This window comes from Pseudoalteromonas sp. NH0006-26 (genome assembly GCF_057552415.1).
Genome location: NZ_BAAJMJ010000012.1, coordinates 76,714 through 99,934 on the forward strand (window position 1 = coordinate 76,714; position 23,221 = coordinate 99,934).

The following is a 23,221-nucleotide window of genomic DNA, read 5'->3' on the forward strand; positions in this document are numbered from 1 at the left end:
TATAAAACAATAACTTACATTTCGGCCTCATTTTTGCTCTATACTTTGTATATTAACTAAAATAATCATTATCAAAGGACTAAACATGAGCGCATCAACTCTATTCAACTTCACTAAGCCCGTTTCACTAATTAGCGGTATTTTATTACTCAGCGGTTGTGTATTTCATATATCGCCCAGTGTCGCATCAGTAAAACAAACTCAGCAGCTTACATTACCAAGTAATAACCTTGAGTATTTAACAGTATTGAGTGGTGCCGGTTCGCTCGAAATTCAGGGCTCTAATACTGCAACCAATATTAGCGTTGATGCCATCATTTACACCGCCGACATTGACGATGAATACGAACTCACCCTTGAGAAAAGCGGTACACAAGCAAAACTTGTTGCACAAAATAAAAGTAATAATGGGATTAGCTTTTACAGCGGACAATCGCCAAGTATCAATTTAGTTGTTACCGTACCTAACACCCTAAATTTAGATATTAACGACGGTTCAGGCGATATTGTTATTAACGCGATGCAAAGCAATATAGATGTAAAAGATGGCTCTGGTAGCATTAATATTAATAGTGCTAAAAACTTAAATATTGACGATGGCTCGGGCAGTATTTACGTAAAAAATGTAGTCGGCGATTTAGCATTAAATGATGGCTCAGGCAGCATTGATATTGATAATGTCAGTGGTAATGTCGCAATTGAAGATGGCTCAGGCGAAATGCAAGTTACTAATGTAACGGGTGCATTAAACGTTGAAGATGGCTCGGGCGGCATAACTATTAAACATATTAATGGCGCAGTGACCATAGACGATAACTCAGGAGATATGCTGATTGAACATATTGGCTCAAGCGTGACTATTGAAGATGGCTCTGGCGATATTCGCGTTAATCATGCTAAAGGGCTAACAATTACAGAAGCAGGCTCTGGCGATGTTAGCATCGATAATATCTCTGGTTCAGTAAAGCTAGACTAATATAACCTGAACTCTGGTTAAGAGATTTACTAACATATTGAATCAAAATAATATTTATGTTTGCCTTCTCTAGCCAGAGATTTTCAGTGAAAACAAGGCGAAATTACGCGTCAATAGCTAGTCTATTGCAAGTAAATTCAACGCAGTTAGCGCTCAAAATAGCTGCTTGAGATAGATTTATTATCCAGAGTTCAGGTTAATATACTAAGTCCTTAATAAAAATGCACTTAGCCTTGGTTTAAGTGCATTTTTTGAAAGCCGTTTTATAACCCGCTAATAGCCAACCAACTCTGCATAACCTTTACCTTTAAAACCACCTTGGGTTTTAATTCGCCCCTCCCAGTAGGGGATGCTCAATTGATTACGTGAATCGGGGTTACGCGCTTCAATTATAATAGGCTCAAACCCTTTAACCTTGAGGTGCCACTTAACTGGATAGGTTTTACTACTTTGCGTTGTTTGGGTTGTAAGCTCAGATGTTTTTAATACCTGCAAAGTCACGTCGTTATTGTCAATAGCGCGTACTTGTCCATCGGACGTAATGTGCGATGCATTGCAGTAATCATAACTTTGTTGGCCATTACGAATACAAAATGCCATCAAGCCACCCTGTTTTTTATCATCGGCCTGAATGCTAAACCAGTCCCAACCATTTTGGGTAGGATCGATTAACGCCGAAGACCACTCTCTGTCTAACCAAGCATCTCCAGTTACTTTAAAAGTTTTACCCGCAAATGTGATGTCGCCTTTGGCTTGTAGAAACGGATAGCTGTAATAGTAAGAGGCATGCCCCTGGTGGGTTTTTTGGCTATAACCTTGCTCGCCATGCTTTACAAGCGGGCTATTAGCCAGCACCAGGTTTGCACTGTAATTTTCCTGCTGTGCCTTTAAGCTAAGCGGTAAAAATGCTGCTTTTTTACTTGCTAGCTGCCAATCATCTAGGCGAGCCTCAAATGGCTGTGCTGTTATATTTACTTGCCCCGAGCGGCCATATTTCTCGAACGCCTGATGCTGGGTATCGGTTTGTATTGCAAAGTGAGCAAAGTAAAGCTGCCCATTCCACCAAGGCGATGGTTCTGTTTGTGTGCTTTGCTCATCAACCGAGAGCCTAAATAAAGTCCATTGCACACCAAAGGTATCGCCATTATCTGCTTTTAAATTAGCAGTTACGTACCACCATTCAATTCCTTGTTGATGATGCGCCCCATGATCGCGTGGAAAGCTCAGTCCTTGGTTTTTGTTTACAGGTTCACCAAATTGTTGTGCAAACCCGCTATGCATTGGTTTATTTTGATTTACTTGCTCTGCTTCGGGCTGGCACGCGCTTAATGCGCCAATAAAAATAAAGGTAACGGCTGCTTTTAGTCTATTCATGTAAGTCCTATAGCTTGGCAACATTATCGGCAACGGCGCTTCGCGTTAATTTTATTAGCGGTAACGCGCTCACAAATAAAGCTAACATAAACATAAGCACCGTAAAGCCCCCTAATTGCAGCCAATTAACGGTCATGGCCATGGTCCAACCAAAGGCAATTGGCATGACGTAAGTTAATAGTACCCATCCAAGGCTAAGCCCCAGTGGTATAGCTAATAACAAGGTGGTTAAAATAATAAGTGCAGCTTGCAGTACTTTTGCTCCCAATAATTGCTGTTGGGTGACACCCAGCGTTTGTAATACCGCCATGGGCTGTAATTGCCCGCGCCCTAAAGTTAAAAAGCTTACCCACATGCCAAATAATGCAATCAGCATAATAAATATATTAAGCGCCTGAGTAACATAAAAAGTTTTACCAAATAACTGTTTTGCAAAACGCTTAAACTGCTGGTTCGCAATAACTTGCTGACTATCTAATTGGTGCTGCTTTTGAATATATTCGGCTATGGCGTCAACGTCACTATTGGGCTTTAACCAAAGCGATAAACCATACTCGGTGTAGTTTAAGCCACTATCCAATAATGCTGTTGTAGTGACTACCACATTTAACCCTTGCTCGCCGTAATCAAAATAGGCAGCGCGTACTTGGCACGTTAGTGTATTAATATGCTGTTTTAGGGTTATTACATCACCGACTGTAAGCGAATACTGCAGCAAGGCGGGTTCGTTCACTAAACAACCTACAACCCCGTTTTTGTTTTTTTCAAATACTGCAGATGTAGGTGCTTTATTGTTTAACAAAGTAAGGTGTTGGTTGTAGCTGGCCGTTGCACCAAATGCCATAACATCAACAGCAATTCTATTTTTAGGTGTTTTAAGCTCACTGTTAGCTGACCAATATACGCCTACCTTTTCAACTTCTGGGAGTTCACGTAGCTTAGCTCCTAAGGCTTGAATGTTTTGATCGGGCCTTACGTACAAATCAGCGCTTAGGCGCTTTTCAAGGTGTGTATCTAAGGTGTCGCTAAAACTGCCAACCATAATTTGCATGCCTACAGCGGCTCCCATCGCCATTAAAATAGCGAGTACTGAGCTTAGTAATGCAGGTAACTGCAATAGGCTATCTGCTTTTAACCATTGAATGATGGGGTTTTGTGTTGGCCATGGCAGTTTGAAAACGGCTTTAACTACCGGTGGCGTAATAACAAAAAAGAGCAGTAACACACAAACACACAGCAATAAGGCGCTTATTTTGGTATTTGCCGTTAGCGCTAAGTAACTGGCTGCACAAATAGCTAACGCAAACATTAGCCATTTAATACGCGCTAAAAAAGTACTTAATCGAGCCGATTGGCTGGCCAAAAACTCCAACAAAACAACAATATTAAGTGTAAAACCGCTGACAATCATACTGCTATCAAGGCTTACTACAAAGCTTCTATCTAGCTGGTAAAGCCCTCGAAGAGTCGCCGATACATCCATAACTAAGGCGTTTGCCAGTGCCGCGCCTAATAATGCACCTAATACTGCAGCAAAAAAACTAAGCACCGTTAATTCAATAACCAGCGCTTTAATTAACACCGACCTTTGACAACCCAGCACCCACATTTGCTGCTGCAAGTGAGCACGCGCATTGTATGCCAGCTTAATTGCATTAAAACTTAAAAACGCACCCACCACATAACCTAACAAAGCCAGCGCTTGTAAATTAAAGAAAAATGCCTCAGAGAGCGCATCAAAAGCTTGCTCTTGCGCAGCTTCAAGCCGTGCTTGCTCGCCTAACAATACCTTTAACTGGGCTGCTTGTTTGTTATTTAAGCCACTTACTTCAAAGTAACTAATTGCCCCATTTGCGCGCAGTAACTTGTCTGCAAGGCTAATATCCACCAGCATGGTCATACCTAAACCTTGCAATTCGCTTACCGCTAAAGTAACAGTGGCATCGCCCATGTTTATATTAATACGGCTGTTTTTTAAATTTAGCCGCTGCATTAATTTAGGGTCGATATAAACAGTATTTAGTAACTGTTCAAACCCAGAATAACGATTGTTGGTTGTTGATGCTGAGCCGCCGGTATTTTCTGTAAGCCACTGTAATAAATTGACGCCTCTAAGCGCGAGTTTTTGCTGCTTATTGGTTTCAATTACGCCCTCTAAAACCGGTTGAACCTGCGTAAAGCCAGCCGCCCTCATACGCGACCACATACTGTTGGGCAACCTATTTTCACCTAGCACAGGGCGAACAAAATGCGTCACTGGGTTTGCAATTAGTGCTGTGGTTTGTTGATAGCGTTTACCGGCCTCTAAGTTTAAGCCCTGTATTGCAGTAAGTAGCGCCGCGCCCAAACTAAAGCCAATAAAAAACAGTAATAACAGCCCTACATGGCGGCGATAAAACTGCATATACGTTATTAAAATAAGTTTAAGTTCAGCCATTAATTTGGCCATCTTTTAAAAACAATTGCGTAGCAAACTGATCGGCCAATCGCTGACTATGAGTGACCATAATAAGTATTATTTGTTGCTCTTCGCACAGGCTTTTTAATAGCGTAACTATATCGAGTGAGCGAGCGGCATCAAGGTTACCCGTAGGTTCATCAGCCAATAACAGCTTGGGCTTATTTAATAGCGCACGGCCTATGCCTACCCGTTGCTGCTCACCACCTGAGAGTTGTTCAGGCATTGCTGTAAGCTTGCCTTCTAAACCCAGTTTTTTAGCCATCGTATTTACTTCATCGTCGCTAGGCGATAACCCATTAAGCCTTGCTTGAAAACACATATTGTCTTTCACATTTAACGGGCTGAGTAATTGGTAATGCTGAAAAATAATACCTATTTTACGCCGATAAAGCGCAAGTTCATTGGCACTCAATTCACTAATTTTTTGTTTATTAACCGTAATAGTTCCTGCATCTGGAGACAGTAAACCGGCTAATAAATTTAATAATGTTGTTTTACCCGATCCACTATCACCTAGTAAGGCAATGTGCGCCGCAGGCAAAATAGTTAACGATAAGTCATTAATTATTTGTCGTTTTAAGCCACCATCTTGGCGTGTAAAAAACACATTATTTAGCGAAATCATAAAAAAAAGGTCATTCCTGCAACAAAAAATACGGTCTGTTATATAAACGATACCATATCAGTAAAAAGCTCAAATAAGCGTTCTTTTTGTGACCGCTACCAGTAAAGTTAATTTTACTTGTAAGCTAAAGCACTTTTTACTTTCGTAACTCATTGTATTTTATACGCACCTAAGCCATGCTATTTATCTCAACGTTAATAAGGTAAGCATGTGTTAGAAATAGCGTTAATTTACTTAGCTGCCGCCATTGTTGCAGTTCCTATAGCAAAACGACTTGGACTTGGCTCTGTGCTGGGTTATTTAATTGCTGGCATTTTGATAGGCCCTTATGCATTAGGAGTCGTAGGTGACCAAACTGATGTAATGCACTTTGCTGAATTTGGCGTTGTGATGATGTTATTTTTAGTTGGCCTTGAACTGCAACCTTCGCGTTTGTGGACTCTGCGCCACTCAATTTTAGGGCTTGGCGGATTGCAGGTAGTATTAAGTGCAGCGGCTATTTTTGCCTTTTGTTATTGGTTTTTTGCCATGCATTGGCAAACAGCACTGGCTATAGGCTTAATGCTCGCACTGTCTTCAACTGCTATTGTGCTGCAAAGCTTAGAAGAAAAAGGCTGGTTAAAACAAGAAGCTGGGCAAAATGCATTTTCGGTTTTATTATTTCAAGATATTGCGATTATTCCTATTTTAGCGCTGCTCCCTTTACTGGCTTTTGCACCACAAGGTAACTCAAAAGACATTAGCGACTCCATCATTGCAGGCTGGCCTATTTGGCAGCAAGTTGGGGTTTCTGTTGCTGTTATTGCCGCTATCATTGCTGGCGGTAAATATGTGTCGGCACCACTATTTAGATACATAGCACAAACCCACATGCGTGAAATATTCACAATTTTTGCATTGTTTTTAGTGGTGGCTATTTCGCTGGTGATGCAAAGTATTGGCTTATCGCCCGCACTGGGTACTTTTTTAGCCGGAGTTGTATTGGCCGAAAGTGAATTTAGACACGAGCTAGAAGCCGATATAGAACCCTTTAAAGGCTTATTACTGGGACTATTTTTTATCACGGTTGGTGCATCAATTAATTTTGAACTGCTGTTTAATCAGTTCAGTACCGTGATTGCCCTAGTGGTGCTATTAATTGTCATTAAAGCCTGTATTTTACTTGCCTTGGCAATGGCTTTTAATATTAGTCGTAAACAGCAACTGCTATTTACCTTAGCCCTTGCTCAGGGCGGCGAGTTTGCGTTTGTGCTGCTTAGTGTAACCACCACCTTGAGTATTTTAACCCCAGAGCAAACCAATTTAGTTACCCTTGTGGTTGCCGTTTCTATGCTAATAGCGCCTTTACTACTGATGTTGTATGAGCAAATGCAAAAGCGTAGCTATAGCAGCACGGCACCCGAATTTGATAAACCAGAACAAATAAGCACAGCTAAGCATGTGATCATTGCCGGATACGGCCGTTTTGGGCAAATTATGGGGCGTTTATTACATGCGCAAGGCTACGAAATTACCGTACTTGATCACAGCCCAAGCCAAATAGAACTGCTGCGCCGCTTTGGTAATACCGTATTTTATGGTGATGCGGCACGCCAAGAACTGCTTGAAGCCGCGGGCGCGCATACAGCACAAATGCTGGTTGTGGCGATTGATGACCCAGATAAAACTATTGAGATTATTAAGCTGGCGCATAAAAACTACCCCCAATTAAAAATAGTGGCGCGCGCCATAGACCGCCGCCATGCATATCAATTACTTAATTTAAAAGTGAATGCGTTTAACCGCGAAACCGTCGACTCAGCCATAAACCTGGCCATAGAATCGTTGCAATTGCTTGGTAATAGTAAAGAAGACGCTAAGCGTGCTGGTAAGTTATTTAGAGATCACGACCGTGCTGCGGTACTGCAACTTGCCGAGTTATGGGGTGATGATGCCAGTTATGGCGTAGCCGTGCGCCAACGTATGGAAGATTTAAAGCAGGTATTACAACAAGATAAACAAGCACGGCAAAACTTAAATACCTGTGACGCCAACGATTATGAAAATGGCTTAACTGAGAGCACGGTTAAGCCAAAAAATGCTAATGATGATGCCCACCTTGAATAGCCTCGCCTTGCTGATTATAAAAACCAGTAGCGCCGTGCTCTATAAAACCTAGGTTAATCATTTTAGCTAAAAATGGATCGCTTTCGTTATCGCCAATATCGGCGTAATCGGTGGTTTGAAAGTTATCCCACTTTGCAAACTGAGCCTTAATTGCTGGTTTATCACTGTTTACATCATTTAAGCTAAGCAAGGTTTGAGTATCACTTTTTTTATTAGTCACACTAAAAGTTTTAACTAATTTTGCTTGCGGGAGAAAAGCCAGCTTAAATTGGTTATCGCCCTTATTAAGCACATAATTTTTTACCTCATTACAACCCTCACCTTGTGAACTGACTAGGGTCATTTTTGCAATTAAATGGTTATCCACCAGCTGACTTTTGGCGCTCCAATTTTGCACTCCACGTACCTCCGATGGTTGGTACTCAATACCGCGTTGCTCGGCATTAAAATAACGAATAGGACGAAGCTGGTTATTACTTAGCTGCTGCCAAAGCTCGGTTAGTGTTTCACTTTGATGCGCCACCTGCTGATTGTTTCGCCAAAGAGTAAGTGACTGGGTGCTGTGCTGCGATTTGTGCTGATTGGTAATTTTATAGTCGGCTTTTAGTTGCGCAGCATCAATGTCGCACTGCTGGGCAAGCGCACTCGTGCTGGCCAGTGCTGAGAATATAAATAATAGCTTTTTCATTGGGGTAATCTCTTGGTTAAACATTACTTTATGGCTCTAACATACCGCCTAATAATGGCATTTGTATGACACAAAAAAGCCCGCACAGTATGCGGGCTGTTTGTTTAGCTAGTTAATTTATTGCGCTACTTTTTCATCCGCCGCTTTTACAAAATCAGCAGCAAAATCCATAACATGGAACAAAAAGCTTTGCTCATTAGTGCCTGTTACTAAGTGGGCACCAGGTCCGGTTGCATACACACCCACATCTTCACCCGCATGGGTTTCTGATGATAGTGGCACCAGTGCTTCTTGGTGAAAGCCCGGCGTTGTAGTATCAACATTGCTTAAATCAACGCGCCCTGTAACGGGTGCAAAGTTATATCCTTCATCTGCATCGGTTTCATTGCCTAAGTCTCTAAAGCCACCACCATTAGTGTAACCAACCGTAGTATAAGGCATATCATCGGCAGCTAAACTTGGCTCAGTTTGGCCTACACCAACCACTTTACCCAATATTGGGTTGCCACGCTTAGGGTAACCCGCAATAGTAAACACATGGCTGTGATCGGCCGTGACCACGATTAGTGTTTCTTCTGGGTTAGTATTTTCCATCGCCACTTTTACTGCATTCGCTAACTCAATAGTGTCGTTTAATGCATTGTAAGCGTTACCCGCATGGTGGGCGTGATCAATACGGCCCGACTCTACTGTTAAGAAAAAACCTTTATCATTGTTATCTAAAACATTAATAGCTTTTTCGGTCATTTGCGATAGCGAAGGCTCACCAGCGATATCGTTACCGCGGTCTGCTTCGTATTGCATGTGCGATTCGTTAAATAAACCAAATACCTTTGTGGCATCATCGCTAATGGCATCAAACCCAGTTTGATCCATTACGTAAGTACCAGTCGGGTAAGTTGTTTGCCATTCTGTCACTAAATTACGCGCATCAGTACGGTCGCCTTCAACAGCACTCACCGCATCTGCAGAATTAAAGGCTGCATCTTTAGGTAAAAAATGACGACGCCCGCCACCCATAACCACTTCGATTCCGTCTACATCAACACCACTAAAACGGGCTTCTAAGTTCTTTTCAAAATTAACCAGCTGTGAGGCAATATCTTCACAATTGGCTGACTCTGAAGTTGGCATATCTGAAATATCTTCCCAGTTACGATCAGCCGACTTAGCATAAGTTGCCGCAGGCGTTGCATGGGTAATACGTGCCGTAGAAACAATACCGGTAGATTTACCGGCAATTTCAGCAAGCTCTAACGAAGTAACAAGCTCACGCCCTTTGCCTGATGCACAATTACCACGCTCAACCGCTTCATCAATACCAATTACACCCACATCGGTTTTTACACCAGAGGCCATTGCTGTCATCGTACCGGCAGAATCAGGTGTTTGTGCATCTACGTTATAGGTTTTTACAAACCCAGAGTACGGCATGGTTTCAAAGCTTAATTGGTGATCTTCACCCATTTCACCCTGCAATTGCCCCGCTAAAATACGCGCCGCTGTTATAGTAGAAATACCCATACCATCACCAACAAACAAGATCACGTTTTTCGCTTTACCTGATTCAGTTACCACTTTACTTGCAGCATTTTGCGCACTAGCAAGTTTAGTTTGTGCGTCGCTAAACCAAGCATTGTTACTTAATGAAGCGAGCTGTTCACTCGTTAATGAGGTAGCTGGGTCGTTACATACTAAGTTAGTGTGCGTTACTTCGCTGCTCTCTAATTGCCCATTAGTATTGGTATCAACACCGCTTTGCGTTTCTACGCCGCCATTAACACATTGTGCTGAGCCTACTGCGATTTGGTTATCTACCGCTAAAATATTATTACTGTTTTTGTCGTCATCACTCGAACACCCAGTTAATGCGACCATTACTGCTAAAGAAAGTACTGTTAATTTATTCATGTGAGCCGCCATTATTGCTGAGTTAGTTCAAGAGCTTGATTAATTAAATGAAATACAACGTTTTGTTCTATAACACCTTGAGCAAGGTGAGCACCTGGGCCCATTGCATGCAATGAAATATCTTCACCTGCATGCGTTTCAGAACCAAGTGGAACAGTAGCCTCTTGGTGAAAACCTGGCGTATTTGTATCAACACCATTTAGCTCAACACGTCCTGCAACCGCAGCTGTTTCATAGCTTGCGTCCGCATCTGTTTCATCAACTAAGTTTCTAAAACCGAGACCATTAGCATACCCAACGGTGGTGTATGGCATATTATCGGCCGCTAACGTTGGTGTAGTTTTGCCAACACCAACCACTTTACCTAAAATTGGATTACCGCGTTTAGGGTAACCCGCAATAGTAAATACATGGCTGTGATCGGCTGTAACTAAAATAAGCGTTTCTTCAGGGTCGGTGTTATCAACGGCAGCTTGAACGGCTTTTGCAAATTCAATAGTGTCGTTAAGTGCGTTAAAAGCATTACCCGCATGGTGAGCATGGTCAATACGGCCCGACTCTACGGTTAAGAAAAACCCTTTTTCGTTTTTACCCAGTACATCAATCGCTTTGGTTGTCATATCGGTAAGCGACGGCTCACCAGCTATATCGTTGGCACGGCCAGCTTCGTATTGCATGTGCGATTCGTTAAATAAGCCAAAGACTTGAGTTGCATCATCAGCAATAGCATCAAATCCAGCTTGATCCATCACATAAGTGCCATTTGGATATTGTGTTTGCCATTCAGTAACAAGGTTGCGCTCATCAGTACGATCGCCTTCTACGGCGCTCATTGCATCATTTGAATTTGCAGATGCATCTTTAGGTAAAAAGTGACGACGGCCGCCACCCATTACAAAGTCTAAGCCATCAACATCGGTACCTATAAAACGCGCTTCTAGGTTTTTTTCAAAGTTAACTAGCTGTGAGGCAATATCTTCACAGCCTGCATTAACTGCTGCCTCAGGCATGTCTGAGATATCTTCCCAGTTGCGATCAGCCGATTTAGCATACGTTGCACCCGGTGTTGCGTGAGTGATACGTGCAGTGGAAATAACTCCGGTGGCTAAGCCTTTAATTTCAGCCAGCTCTGTGGCTGTTAATAACTCATTACCGATAGCCGTTGCACAGTTACCACGTTCAACCTTCTCATCAACTCCAATAACACCCACATCGGTTTTTACCCCTGAGATCATTGCTGTCATAGTGCCTGCTGAATCTGGCGTTTGTGCGTCAACATTGTAGGTTTTAACTTGTGCTGAATACGGGAATTTTTCAAAGCTTAAATAGCCTTCTTCACCGAGCTGGTTGTTTCGTTGACCTTGTAAAATACGCGCCGCTGTTAAGGTAGAAATACCCATGCCATCGCCAACAAATAAAATTACATTTTTAGCTTTGGTGCTTTTAACCGCTTGTGCTTGCGTTGTTTTAGTTGTTAGTTTTGTTTGTGCGGCACTGTACCAGCTGCTGTCTTTTTGACTTTGCGGTAGAACATTGGCATGACTAACGGCACTAAACGCACAGGTGAGTGCGATTGCCGCAGCGACTTTTTTAATTTTCATCCGTAATTCCCATTATGTAGTGGTTATTTTTAAAAACTGTGAGCTCAAAAACATCAACCGCTGCACTATAAAAAACAGATATGACTAATAAAGGTAATTTTGATGAACAAAAAATGACGGCTGCCATACACTAGCAGCCAAAAAGACAGGAACCCGTGGAGCGTTAATCCCCCATTGCTTTAACATAACTTGCTGGGGAGAACCTTGTGGTCATACTTAACATAGCTATTTGGGTGATCACTAGCATTAACCAAGACGCCTGATAACTATGGGTTAAATCAAGCAATACGCCTGCTGCGTAAGGAATAATTGCAGTAATAATAAATCCAACACCTTGTACAAATGCAGTTAGCACACCGGCCAATTTAGGATTAGCTAAATGATCGAGCGCCACGGTTAGCGTTAGCGAAAAACACGCGCCTAAGCCACACCCAATAAGCCCGACCCAAACATTCATCATTGGCTCAGGTAATACAATTAAACCAATAAAACCCACCAGCTGAAAAACAACGGCAGCTAATAACCAAGGTCGTCTATCTATGCGAGTTGATGAAAGTAGTGGCGCACCTAACGCACCAATAACCTGAAACACAGTCATAACACCAATAAGTTCACCGCTATGCTGTGCACTCCAGCCTAGGTTTTGCGCATAACTGGGTAGCCATGCAATCATGCATGCGTAACCACCATTAGCCAAACCAAAATAGGCTGCAAGTAACCATGCTCGCTGGTTAATAAAAAAGTTTCGTTTAACACTGCTATGCTTGGCTTCCATATGCTCGCGCGGTCTTAACCACCACAGTAGCATGGCAATGACAGGAATAATAAACCACATGCCAAGCCCTGCTTGCCAGCTATTATAATGCTTTGCCACTAGCGGTGTGAGTATAGCGGCCATTCCACCACCCGCCATTAATGAAGCTGAGTAAACGCCCATGGCAACTGGCACTCGCTGCGGATACCAACGCTTAACAATACCAGGTGCCATTGCTTGCACGATTGCAATACCAGTACCGCCCACTAATGCAGAGATAATTAATTCCCAACCACTGCCAAGCCATAGCCGCCAAACGCCTGCTAATGCAATGGCAAATAAGCCTCCTGCTATCCACGCATTTTCACTTAAATAACGCCCAAGCCAAGGCAGTAACAAGGGGAACACGCCCATACAAAACATTGGCAATACGGTTAATAATGACGCCCCCTGTAAGCCAAGACCAGTGGCTAAGCGAATATCATCCAGCACAGGACCAGCTGAGGTTAGGGTCGGGCGTAATGTCATCGCCAGTATCGCAATAATTAACATCGGCCAAAGCAGTGAGAAGGTTGATGTACTAGCAGTAGCAGGCCTAGCATGTGTATTCATGAAAAATCATCCTTAATAACCTAAAAAAGCCGGTGCAAAGCACCGACTGTTATGAATAAGTATTATAAAGTGTTTAGAAAGGCTTGTAAGGCAAGAACTTACCATCAAGGGTGAGCACTGCGCGCGATCCTCCTTCTGGATCTTCTACTTTTTTCATATCTACTTTAAAGTTAATTGCACTAATAATACCGTCACCAAATTGTTCATGTACTAAGGCTTTAAATGTTGTGCCGTATACTTGCATCATTTCGTAAAAACGATAAATAGTTGGATCGGTAGGCATATTGTTTTCTACGCTACCACGCAGTGGAATTGCTTTAAGTAATTCAACTGCACTGTCGTCTAAACCAAGCGTATTAGCTACCTGCTGTGCCGCTTCTGCTGGTAATGGGTGTTGCCCCAGTAATGCCGCAGTTACATATACATCGCTTAAACCTGTACCTTGTGCAATTTGTTCAAACGACAGATTTTTTTCTGCTTTTGCCGCAATAATTGTATCAGTTAATGCTAAACGTGCAGTGTTGCTCACTTGAGATTGGATCATAATAGTACCTCTTACAATGGTTGGTTATACAGCTACAGGAAGCTGAGTTGGGTATGCACGAACATCAGTATGCTCAGCAAGGGAAACAAACGTATTGGTATTGCCATTTAGGGCGTCAATACCACCCGATTCAATATCGTAAACCCAGCCATGCAAGGCTAAACGGCCTTCGCCTAGGGCTAAACGAACTGATGGATGAGTTTTAATATTTTCAAGTTGTGCGATAACATTTTCACGAACCATCGCTGCTATGCGTTCACGTTCATTTGCATGATTACGTGCTTCATTGACAATACGGGCTGAGTCGGCATAGCGCAGCCAACTGCCAACAGCAGGCATATGGTCCATACATTTGCAGGTTGCAATTGCTGTCATGGCGCCGCAATCAGAGTGGCCACAAATAACCACATCCGTTACTTTTAATGCAGTAACCGCGTACTCCACAGAAGCAGACACTCCCCCCGGCTCAGGCCCATATGAAGGAACAATATTCCCAGCATTACGAATAACAAATAATCCACCAGGTTCTCGTTGAGTTACCAACTCTGGCACTAAACGACTGTCAGAACATGAAATAAACAAAGTGCGTGGATTTTGCTTAGTCGCCAAATTTTTAAATAAATCGGCACGCTCTGGGAATGCATCAGTGTGAAACTTTAAAAAACCTTCAATGATATCTTTCATAATGGGTGTCTCTGTGTTGTTGATGCAATGAATAATACGCCCGCTTTTTAATAAGGTAAAAGACTGGTATATTATGATAGCGATAAGAAATACTTATAGTAGAGCCATGATACTGCGTCATATCAATTACTTTTTGGCGGTTGCCAAGCACCAAAACTTCACTAAGGCGGCAGCTTCCTTGTATGTGTCGCAACCGGCGCTATCGCAGCAAATTAAACAGCTTGAAGAAACTCTCGGTGCACCTTTATTTGACCGCTCAGGTCGCAGCGTAAAATTAACCGATGCCGGTGAGGTATATGCCCGCTATGCACAAAAAGCATTGCAGGATTTAGCAGAGGGAAAGCGAGCTATTCATGATGTAAAAAACCTCAGCCGAGGTGCATTAAGAGTGGCCATTACACCCACCTTTACAACCTATCTTATTGGACCCTTAATTAAAGCGTTTCATCAGCAACACCCTAATATCAGCTTAAGCATGGAAGAAATGTCGCAAGATCGGATGGAAAAACGCCTACTTGATGATGAGTTTGACCTAGGCATTGCCTTTGAAGGCAGCCATAGTGCAGATATAGAAGCACATAATTTACTAGAAGAAACACTCGCATTGGTGGTTAATAAGCAGCATGAGTTAGCGCAGCAAAGCTCGATTGATTTGCATACGCTCAATGTGCAATCACTGGTGTTGCTGAGTAATGAATTTGCAACGCGCGAACAAATAGAGCGCCATTGCCGTCAGCATAACGTGCAACCAAATGTGCTTATGGAGGCTAATTCACTCAGCGCAGTTATTGAAATAGTGCGTTATACCCAATTAGCCACACTATTACCTTCAAATATTGCCAGTAAACATGAGGAGCTCACAGCGATCACACTTGCGCCGTCGCTATTAAAGCGCACTGCCGTTATATTGCAGCGTCATGGGAGCTATCAAAGTGCAGCAACAACAGCGTTTATTAACCAAGCGCATCATACCGCAGCACTTATAAACACCCGCTCTTAGCTATATACATAAAAGCCACTTAGTTTATTGATCTCGTGCTTGAGCATAAGCCAGCTATTGCCTACAATAGCGCATAATTAATTCAACGCAGATCACTATTATGACTGATACAAACAAACCAGAATTACCTAATCAACTGTCTATTAACCCACGTAGCAAATTTTATGTAGAAGAAGTATTTGAACATGAAATCGGTATTACACTTAACGGTAAAGAGCGTTTTGACGTTGAAGAGTACTGCATCAGCGAAGGTTGGATAAAAGTAGCGGCACCTAAAGCGCTAGACCGTCGCGGCCAGCCATTACTTATGAAAGTAAAAGGCACTGTAGAAGCGTTTTATAAGTAAGCTAAGCCTTATTAAAACAAAGCGACACCTTTGGGTAGTCGCTTTTTTTGTGTCTGTTTAAAAGCATTGAGTTTTTTTCATGTTAAACCTGATGAAGTTTCATTATGAATTTTCAAAAAGTATGTTTGAATAGCCTTAATTATTTAGACGTTTAGAAGTCCATTATGAGCAAGTTAACAATATTAGATGGCGGTATGGGGCGTGAACTTAAACGCATGGGCGCGCCGTTTTCACAGCCACTGTGGAGTGCGCAAGCTTTAATAGAAGCACCGCAATGTGTAACCCAAGCACACCAAGGTTTTATAGATGCTGGCGCTGAAATAATTACTGTTAACAGCTATGCATGTGTACCCTTTCACTTGGGTGAAACGCTTTACCAAGCAAAAGGTGCTGCGCTTGCTGAGCAAGCAGCGGTTATTGCAAAAAAGGTGACTCAAAACGCAAAGCAAACGGTACTCGTTGCCGGCTCACTGCCTCCTGCCTTTGGCTCGTATCGTGCTGATTTTTTCCAAAGTGATCGCGCATTTACTATTTTAGATACCCTTTATAAAGCACAGGATGAATATGTAGACATCTGGATTGGTGAAACCATATCAAACATTGAAGAAGCGCGGGTAATGGCAAGCGTACTGAAGAATTCAAACAAGCCATGTTATTACGCATTTACCCTAAGTGATGAAGTAAGCGAACAAGCGACATTGCGCTCTGGTGAATTAGTATCAGACGCTATCCTAGCACTGCTCGAATATAATATAGCGGGCATATTCTTTAACTGCTCTATTCCCGAGGTTATTGAACAAGCGCTGCGCGACACTAATCGCGTGCTAAAACAGCAAAATAAACATCTTGATTTAGGAGCCTTTGCGAATGGTTTTACACCAATCGCCAGCGACTATAAAGCTAATGAAGGCTCGCAAGGTTACCGCGATTTATCACCTGCTGAGTATGTAGAATTTGCTAAACAATGGCATAGCCTAGGCGCAACAATTATTGGCGGCTGCTGTGGTATTGGCCCCGAATTCATAAAAGCGCTGGTAAAGTGGAAAAGCGATATTGAAGCGCTTTAATTTTAATGACTGCATTTGAGGATTAATAAACAATAAAGCCGACAAATGTCGGCTTTATTATCTTAACTTTTACTTACGCCAGCCACTCCACACATCATCTTCTGGGTTGGCTTTATTTTTCTTCTTTTTCTTACCAGTGCCTTCAGGCTTGGCCATGGGTTTGTCGTTTTTAAGCGCATCAGCTGCATCAAGATTCGCTTGGTTTACAGTAAAACCTGTTACCTCTTCGCGCTCTAAACGTAGTTTGTTTTTCTTTTCAATAATTCTAAAGTGATGAAAGTCTTCAAAATCAATCAGTGATAGCGCTAAACCTACTTCACCTGCACGGCCGCTTCGGCCAATACGGTGCATGTAATCAGCAGGGCTACGCGGTAAGTTAAAGTTAATTACTACTGGTAGCTTTTCAATATCTAAACCACGGGCGGCAATGTCGGTGGCAATTAACACCTCTATTTCGCCATCTTTAAACTTTTCGATTACTCGGGTACGTTCACTTTGGCCTTTATCACCATGGAATACTTGTGCGTTAACGCCACGTTTTTCAAGTTTGCTGGCTAAGTGCTCACAATCTTTTTTAGCGTTGACAAAAATAAGCGCTTGGCGCCATTTATGCGCTTTTATTAAATGCGCTAAAACCGTGGTTTTTTCGCCTTTATTAACCGTAAATACGCGCTGTACTAAGGTGCTTTCATCTTTACTTTGCACTTGTATTTCAACAGGGTTGGTTAACAGCTCTTGCGTTAATTGTGTGACTTGCTCTGGGAAAGTCGCTGAAAACAACATGGTTTGTTTTTTAGCAGGCATAAGCGCTAATAGCTCAGCAAGCTCTTCAGTAAAGCCAAGGCTTAACATGCGATCAGCTTCATCAAGCACTACGGTTGAAACTTTATCAAGCTTAATAGCATTGCTTGATATTAAATCGAGTAAACGCCCTGGGGTTGCCACGATAATATCGGCACCACCACGTAGTGCCTGCATTTGGGTATTAACCGACACACCACCAAATACCGCCACCGTTTTAATCGCGCCATTGAAGTTAGCAGAATACGATTTAACGCTATCAGCCACTTGCACTGCCAGCTCACGTGTAGGTACCAAAATAAGCCCTGAAACAAAGTTACCTTTGCTCGCTGCTTTTTTAGCACCTTGCGCTAAAAATAGGGTTTGTAGCATAGGCAAAGCAAAGGTTGCTGTTTTACCAGAGCCAGTATTCGCTCCTGCAATTAAGTCACTTCCCGCCAGGATACTTGGAATTGCTTTAGCCTGAATCGGCGTAGGTTGCGTGTATTCAAGATCAGACAATCGAGCTAATAGCTCTGGAATTAGGCCAAGTTCGTTGAAATTACTAGGATTTGCGGCTGAGGTCATAAAAGGTGCGGGCTCATTACTAAAAATAGCCTGCAATTTTAGCGCATTTACTGTCCGTTAAGTAGGGGTTAGTGATTTAAATGTGGTTTAAGTAATGACTGCGAGCGTCGAGCTACAAGCTACGAGGAAATTTGACTGTCACCGTGAGCACTCCAAACTTAAAGAGGCTTTCATAAAAAGCCAACAACTAAGTTGGCAATATTATTAGTTCTTGCTAAGTTCTGCTTGCAACCTAACCCTAGTTTCTTTTAAGTAATTGAAATAAGGATATGAGTCATCTGCAATGGCTAATGCAGACTCCATCTGTTTAAGCGCTTGGCGAGTATCACCCTGCATTTCATAGCCATATGATAAGGCAGAAAGCGCATCGACTGATTTGGGGTGATTTTTTATATTGTACTTAAACACCTCTATAGCACGGGTAAACTGCTTGCTGTCCGTTAAGTTATAACCAAGTAATCTAACAGCGCGATCTGGTGGAGATATTTGCTCACCCCATTGCTGAGATAATGTTTGATAATAAGCATCAATAGAGGCTACATCATCAGTTAAAGCACTGATAGGCATTTGTTTAGGTAAAAATAAGTTGTAATAGGCATTAAATATGCCTGCAGCAGAGGTTAAGCCATGCGAGATACCATCAAACGCATCACTAAAAAAGCGTAACCCTCGCACTTTATGCGATTGCAGTGATTGCTGCAATTCATCGTACCTTTCACGCATTATGCCGGCTTCTTCGCCAATATTGGTGTAAACGTAACTGTTAAGGTCTTTCGTTTTAGCTATAAACGATTTTGTACTTTTTACCATTGCACCATAATTCCACCAAACTGCGGGGCTATAAGCAATATGTGCTTGGAATAATTCAGGTTTGGCCTGCAACGCATATAGCGCAAATACACCTCCAGCGGAGGCACCAGATATAACCTTATAGTCATGCGTGCGATAATTCTTATTTACTAAAGGAATGAGCTCTTGCTCAAAGAAAGCTAAAAACGTTGCTGCACCGCCTCCTTCGCCAACTGGGCCCTGTGGCTCTTTATTAACTGTAGGGTAAAAATCTCTAAGTCGATTAGTGTTTTCAATAGCGACAATAATTACCTCAGGCGCACGATTATCATTTTGTAAACGCTCAATAACAGCACTGGCAAGCGGTATATTACCCGCCCCATCTAAGCGATATATAACAGGATATACCTTCTTTGGCTCAGCTTGGTAGCTCTTTGGTAACTGCACAACAACTGTGCGCTCTTCGTTTAAAACAGCCGATTTAATAGTGTGCGTGTGCACAGAGTAATCTGTACTTTGCTGTTTAGTGTCAGATTGTGCAAAGGCACTTTGTGAACTAAAAGCAAAAAAGCTAACAAAACAAATGACGGTTAAAAAACGCATGACTAATCCCTTAGAGAATAATAAGTTACTTAAGCTAACAGACTTTCAGGCACAAAAAAAGCGCCTTAAGCGCTTTTTTAACATTAATCAAAATCTATAACCTGTTGATTTTATTCAACTGTAACCGATTTTGCTAAGTTACGTGGTTGGTCAACATCTGTGCCTTTAATGACCGCTACATAGTACGACAGCAACTGTAGTGGAATTGTATATACAACAGGGGCAATTACGTCATCTACGTGGTTTACGTTGATTACACGCATTGTGTCGTCTGACTCAAAGTGTGAGTCTTTATCAGCGAATACATAGATGATGCCGCCACGTGCACGTACTTCTTCTACGTTTGATTTAAGCTTTTCAAGCAGCTCGTTGTTTGGTGCTACAACAATAATTGGCATGTCGGCATCAATCAGTGCTAATGGGCCATGTTTAAGCTCACCTGCTGCATAAGCTTCAGCGTGAATGTATGAAATCTCTTTAAGCTTAAGCGCGCCTTCCATTGCAATTGGGTATTGCGACCCGCGCCCTAAAAACAATGAGTGGTGCTTATCAGCAAATTCTTCAGCAAGGTCTGCAATGCCATCAGCCAATAGTAGCGTTTCTTCTAATTTAGCAGGAAGTAATTTAATAGCGTTAACAATCGCACTTTGATCTAGCCCTTTCTCTTGCGCAATAGACGCTGTAAGCATCAACAAACCAACAAGCTGTGTAGTAAATGCTTTAGTAGAGGCTACACCAATTTCAGCACCGGCTTTAGTCATAAAGGCAAGATCTGATTCGCGTACAAGCGATGAGCCAGGTACGTTACAAATAGTCATTGACCCCATGTAGCCTTGCTCTTTGGCTAAACGAAGTGCTGCTAATGTATCCGCCGTTTCGCCTGATTGTGAAATAGTTACTAGTAGGCTATTTTCATGTACAAACGACTGACGGTAACGGAACTCAGAGGCAATCTCTACGTTACAACTAACACCTGCAAATTGCTCAAGCCAGTAACGAGCAACCATACCTGAGTGGTATGACGTACCACAGGCAATAATTTGTACGTGTTTTACGTCTTTAAATATTTGCTGTGCGCTATCGCCAAAAGCATCAATAGCTACGCGGTCATCGTTTAAACGTCCTTCAAGGGTGTTACGTACTGCAAGTGGCTGCTCATAAATTTCTTTTAGCATGTAGTGACGGTAATCACCTTTACCTGATGCATCTTGCGTGATGTTTGATTCAACAACTTCACGCTCAACCGCGTTGCCATCTGCATCAAAAATTTCTACAGTGTCGCGAGTAATACGCGCTACATCACCTTCTTCTAAGAAGATAAAGCTGCGAGTTACTGGTAATAATGCAAGTTGATCAGAAGCAATAAAGTTTTCACCAAGGCCTAAACCAATAACTAACGGGCTACCTGAGCGCGCTACAATAATTTCGTTATCATTCGCTTTATCAAACACAACGGTACCAAATGCACCTTCAAACTGTTTAACAGCTGCTTGAACTGACGCTAATAAAGTAGTGTGCTGCTGACGTAACTGATGAATTAAATGCACCATTACTTCGGTGTCGGTATCTGATAAAAACTCGTAACCGTCGCCTTTAAGTGCTGCACGCAAACTTGCGTGGTTTTCAATAATACCGTTATGTACAAGCGCTAATTGATTGCTTGAAACATGTGGGTGAGCATTAGCTTCAGTTACACCGCCATGAGTCGCCCAACGAGTGTGTGCAATACCTGTATGGCCGCTAACACCAGCTTGTTCAAGTGCTGACTCTAAGTTTACAACCTTACCAACTGCTTTAACTGTATTAAGTGTATTGCCTTCAAGTAAAGCTACACCTGCTGAGTCATAACCGCGGTACTCAAGACGCTTAAGGCCTTCAACTAAGATTTTATTTACTGGACGTTCTGCAACAGCCCCAACGATTCCACACATAGTGTCTCCATTAATTTTTTAATTCTAGCAACTCACGATGTAGTTGCTATTGTATAATCTCTGCGCAAATTAGTTTTACACCACACGCCTCTATGGCTGCACGCTTATCACTTGCTAAGCCACTGTCGGTTATTAATGTGGTTACTGTTTGCCACGGTAATTCTAAATTTGGTATTTTTCGGCCAATCTTTTCTGACTCAACCAGCACAATAACTTCGCGCGCAGCTTTAGCCATCACTTGGCTTAATCCAACAAGTTCATTAAACGTAGTTGTTCCACGCGTTACATCAATGCCATCGGCACCTATAAATAGCTGATCAAAATCATATGAGCATAGAACATTTTCAGCTACTTGCCCTTGAAACGATTCTGAATGCGGATCCCACGTTCCACCTGTCATCAAAAGTGTTGGCTCGTTTTCAAGTGCTAATAAACGTGTTGCCACTTTAATCGCGTTAGTCATAACAACTAACCCCTGCTTGGTAGCCAACTCAGGGATCATCGCTGCAGTGGTGCGGCCGCTGTCAATAATAATGCGGTTATGATCTTTTATAAGCGCCGCTGCTGCTTTAGCAATGGCTACTTTGCGCTTAGAATCGATCTCATCGCTTACTATCTCTTTTGGTAGCGCAATAGCTCCACCATATCGGCGCAGCAACAAGCCACTTTTCTCAAGCGCGGTTAAGTCTTTCCGAATGGTTACTTCTGATGTTTGAAACTGTTCAGCAAGGGTCTCAACAGCCACTTCACCAAGCTCATTTACTTGGCTAAGGATCAGATGACGGCGTTGCTGTGTATTTCGTTTGGTCATTAAGTAACTACCATTAAGTTTCGTTTCGAAAGTTAGGGGATTTTAAACGAAACATAATAAATGGCAAGTGAATGCATAAAAAAAGCGCAGTTTTATTCAAATTATCATCATGCTCAAAGTAGGTTAAGCTAGACACCATTATTTAAGTTAAACAAAATTGATATGCAGCCATTTAATAGTATTAGTAAAGAGAGTCTAACGCAGCGTAAAGCTGTGCACGAAATTTGCCGCTTATTTAATAAAAGCCCCAGTAAAGGTAATTTAAAGCGAATAAAAGAATTATGCTCACACTGTGGTGATGGAGTAATTATTGAAGCGGGCTTTCATTGTGACTATGGCAGTCAAATACATATAGGTGATCGTACTTTTATAAACATTAACTGCACTGTATTAGATGCACCAATTAATGAAGGAGTGATTACGATTGGTAGCGACTGCTTAATTGGCCCTAATGTTCAGCTATTAGCAGTTTCGCATGCTGTGAACCCAACTGAGCGCCTCAATAAAGAAAACTTTACAGCACCAATCTCCATAGGTAATAACGTATGGATTGGCGCGGGAGTTATTGTGTTAGCTGGTGTTACCATTGGTGATAATGCTGTTATTGGTGCGGGTTCAGTGGTAACTAAGAGCATTGCATCAAACACCGTGGTTGCCGGCAACCCAGCACGTGAAATAAGAAAGTGCTAAGGATCATCGTTAAGCCTTAGGCTCATATTTACCCTTATATCTCGAACCCGTATTTTCACTTTATTCCAGATGCAAAAAAGCCCGACTCTTTAGAGTCGGCCTTGCTTGTATTTGGAGTCGGTGCGCTACTTCGTAGCGACAACGCAGTAGAATGACGTAATGCCCACAGCGCTAGAGAGCCACATAACAAATGTTGAACTCTTTATTCGTCGGGAGTCGCTTCGCTCGCCCAACCTACGCGATAGATGCTGGATGAGTGTGCGCATTTCACTTTTCTGCT

General features: G+C 42.4%; 19 protein-coding genes. 6 read left to right on the forward strand and 13 right to left on the reverse strand.

Going from position 1 to position 23,221, the window contains the following annotated elements; translation table 11 throughout:
- Nucleotides 1-85 precede the first annotated feature (85 nt).
- Nucleotides 86-976 (forward strand): DUF4097 family beta strand repeat-containing protein, encoded by an 891-nt coding sequence (locus AC27JR_RS15375; protein ID WP_487174067.1) that lies wholly within the window; start codon nucleotides 86-88, stop codon nucleotides 974-976.
- 273 nt (nucleotides 977-1,249) lie between these two features.
- Here the strand turns inward: AC27JR_RS15375 and AC27JR_RS15380 are convergent, their stop codons facing one another.
- Genes AC27JR_RS15380 through AC27JR_RS15390 form a run of 3 tightly spaced genes read right to left on the reverse strand, consistent with a single transcriptional unit; the run spans nucleotide 1,250 to nucleotide 5,436 of the window.
- Complete coding sequence (locus AC27JR_RS15380) at nucleotides 1,250-2,350, reverse strand: lipocalin-like domain-containing protein (protein WP_487174068.1); 1,101 nt, start codon at nucleotides 2,348-2,350, stop codon at nucleotides 1,250-1,252.
- 7 nt (nucleotides 2,351-2,357) lie between these two features.
- The gene (locus AC27JR_RS15385; RefSeq protein ID WP_487174070.1) at nucleotides 2,358-4,787 is read right to left on the reverse strand and encodes an FtsX-like permease family protein; all 2,430 of its coding nucleotides are present in this window, start codon (nucleotides 4,785-4,787) and stop codon (nucleotides 2,358-2,360) included.
- On the reverse strand, nucleotides 4,780-5,436 hold the full coding sequence (locus AC27JR_RS15390; protein ID WP_076919843.1) for an ABC transporter ATP-binding protein: 657 nt from the start codon (nucleotides 5,434-5,436) through the stop codon (nucleotides 4,780-4,782). Before AC27JR_RS15390 ends, AC27JR_RS15385 begins: the two co-directional genes overlap by 8 nt.
- Nucleotides 5,437-5,646: 210 nt before the next feature.
- Between AC27JR_RS15390 and AC27JR_RS15395 the strand changes: the two genes are divergently transcribed.
- Complete coding sequence (locus AC27JR_RS15395) at nucleotides 5,647-7,542, forward strand: monovalent cation:proton antiporter-2 (CPA2) family protein (protein WP_487174071.1); 1,896 nt, start codon at nucleotides 5,647-5,649, stop codon at nucleotides 7,540-7,542.
- Here the strand turns inward: AC27JR_RS15395 and AC27JR_RS15400 are convergent.
- The 6 genes from AC27JR_RS15400 to AC27JR_RS15425 all read right to left on the reverse strand — a co-directional run bounded on the left by AC27JR_RS15400 (nucleotide 7,517) and on the right by AC27JR_RS15425 (nucleotide 14,336).
- Nucleotides 7,517-8,230: a hypothetical protein gene (locus AC27JR_RS15400; protein ID WP_487174072.1), complete on the reverse strand. Its 714-nt coding sequence runs from the start codon at nucleotides 8,228-8,230 to the stop codon at nucleotides 7,517-7,519. The genes AC27JR_RS15395 and AC27JR_RS15400 overlap by 26 nt on opposite strands.
- 117 nt (nucleotides 8,231-8,347) lie before the next feature.
- Complete coding sequence (locus tag AC27JR_RS15405; RefSeq protein ID WP_487174073.1) at nucleotides 8,348-10,141, reverse strand: alkaline phosphatase; 1,794 nt, start codon at nucleotides 10,139-10,141, stop codon at nucleotides 8,348-8,350.
- Nucleotides 10,142-10,152: 11 nt separating this feature from the next.
- On the reverse strand, nucleotides 10,153-11,742 hold the full coding sequence (locus tag AC27JR_RS15410) for an alkaline phosphatase (protein WP_487174075.1): 1,590 nt from the start codon (nucleotides 11,740-11,742) through the stop codon (nucleotides 10,153-10,155).
- A 163-nt stretch (nucleotides 11,743-11,905) separates the two neighbouring features.
- Nucleotides 11,906-13,108 carry a CynX/NimT family MFS transporter gene (locus tag AC27JR_RS15415; RefSeq protein WP_487174076.1) on the reverse strand — a complete coding sequence of 401 codons (1,203 nt, stop codon included), beginning with the start codon at nucleotides 13,106-13,108 and terminating at the stop codon, nucleotides 11,906-11,908.
- Between the two features lie 73 nt (nucleotides 13,109-13,181).
- Complete coding sequence (gene cynS / locus AC27JR_RS15420) at nucleotides 13,182-13,652, reverse strand: cyanase (RefSeq protein WP_008112803.1); 471 nt, start codon at nucleotides 13,650-13,652, stop codon at nucleotides 13,182-13,184.
- A 24-nt stretch (nucleotides 13,653-13,676) separates the two neighbouring features.
- Nucleotides 13,677-14,336 (reverse strand): carbonic anhydrase, encoded by a 660-nt coding sequence (locus AC27JR_RS15425; protein WP_008112801.1) that lies wholly within the window; start codon nucleotides 14,334-14,336, stop codon nucleotides 13,677-13,679.
- Between the two features lie 106 nt (nucleotides 14,337-14,442).
- On the opposite strand from AC27JR_RS15425, the gene cynR reads away from it, so the two are divergent.
- The 3 genes from cynR (at nucleotide 14,443) to AC27JR_RS15440 (ending at nucleotide 16,749) form a co-directional block, all read left to right on the forward strand.
- Entirely contained in the window at nucleotides 14,443-15,336 is an 894-nt protein-coding gene (cynR, locus tag AC27JR_RS15430; protein ID WP_487174077.1) for a transcriptional regulator CynR, read from the forward strand.
- Nucleotides 15,337-15,436: 100 nt separating this feature from the next.
- Nucleotides 15,437-15,682 (forward strand): DUF3297 family protein, encoded by a 246-nt coding sequence (locus tag AC27JR_RS15435; protein ID WP_008112798.1) that lies wholly within the window; start codon nucleotides 15,437-15,439, stop codon nucleotides 15,680-15,682.
- Nucleotides 15,683-15,846: 164 nt separating this feature from the next.
- Complete coding sequence (locus AC27JR_RS15440; RefSeq protein WP_487174078.1) at nucleotides 15,847-16,749, forward strand: homocysteine S-methyltransferase family protein; 903 nt, start codon at nucleotides 15,847-15,849, stop codon at nucleotides 16,747-16,749.
- A 69-nt stretch (nucleotides 16,750-16,818) separates the two neighbouring features.
- Here the strand turns inward: AC27JR_RS15440 and AC27JR_RS15445 are convergent, their stop codons facing one another.
- The 4 genes from AC27JR_RS15445 to AC27JR_RS15460 all read right to left on the reverse strand — a co-directional run bounded on the left by AC27JR_RS15445 (nucleotide 16,819) and on the right by AC27JR_RS15460 (nucleotide 22,251).
- On the reverse strand, nucleotides 16,819-18,117 hold the full coding sequence (locus AC27JR_RS15445) for a DEAD/DEAH box helicase (protein ID WP_487174079.1): 1,299 nt from the start codon (nucleotides 18,115-18,117) through the stop codon (nucleotides 16,819-16,821).
- A gap of 204 nt (nucleotides 18,118-18,321) precedes the next feature.
- The gene (locus AC27JR_RS15450) at nucleotides 18,322-19,509 is read right to left on the reverse strand and encodes an alpha/beta hydrolase-fold protein (protein ID WP_487174080.1); all 1,188 of its coding nucleotides are present in this window, start codon (nucleotides 19,507-19,509) and stop codon (nucleotides 18,322-18,324) included.
- A 110-nt stretch (nucleotides 19,510-19,619) separates the two neighbouring features.
- The gene (gene glmS / locus AC27JR_RS15455) at nucleotides 19,620-21,440 is read right to left on the reverse strand and encodes a glutamine--fructose-6-phosphate transaminase (isomerizing) (RefSeq protein ID WP_008466748.1); all 1,821 of its coding nucleotides are present in this window, start codon (nucleotides 21,438-21,440) and stop codon (nucleotides 19,620-19,622) included.
- Nucleotides 21,441-21,486: 46 nt separating this feature from the next.
- The gene (locus tag AC27JR_RS15460; RefSeq protein ID WP_008112788.1) at nucleotides 21,487-22,251 is read right to left on the reverse strand and encodes a DeoR/GlpR family DNA-binding transcription regulator; all 765 of its coding nucleotides are present in this window, start codon (nucleotides 22,249-22,251) and stop codon (nucleotides 21,487-21,489) included.
- 162 nt (nucleotides 22,252-22,413) lie between these two features.
- On the opposite strand from AC27JR_RS15460, the gene AC27JR_RS15465 reads away from it, so the two are divergent.
- Nucleotides 22,414-22,941, forward strand: coding sequence for a sugar O-acetyltransferase (locus AC27JR_RS15465; RefSeq protein WP_487174081.1), 528 nt, complete (start codon nucleotides 22,414-22,416; stop codon nucleotides 22,939-22,941).
- Nucleotides 22,942-23,221 lie beyond the last annotated feature (280 nt).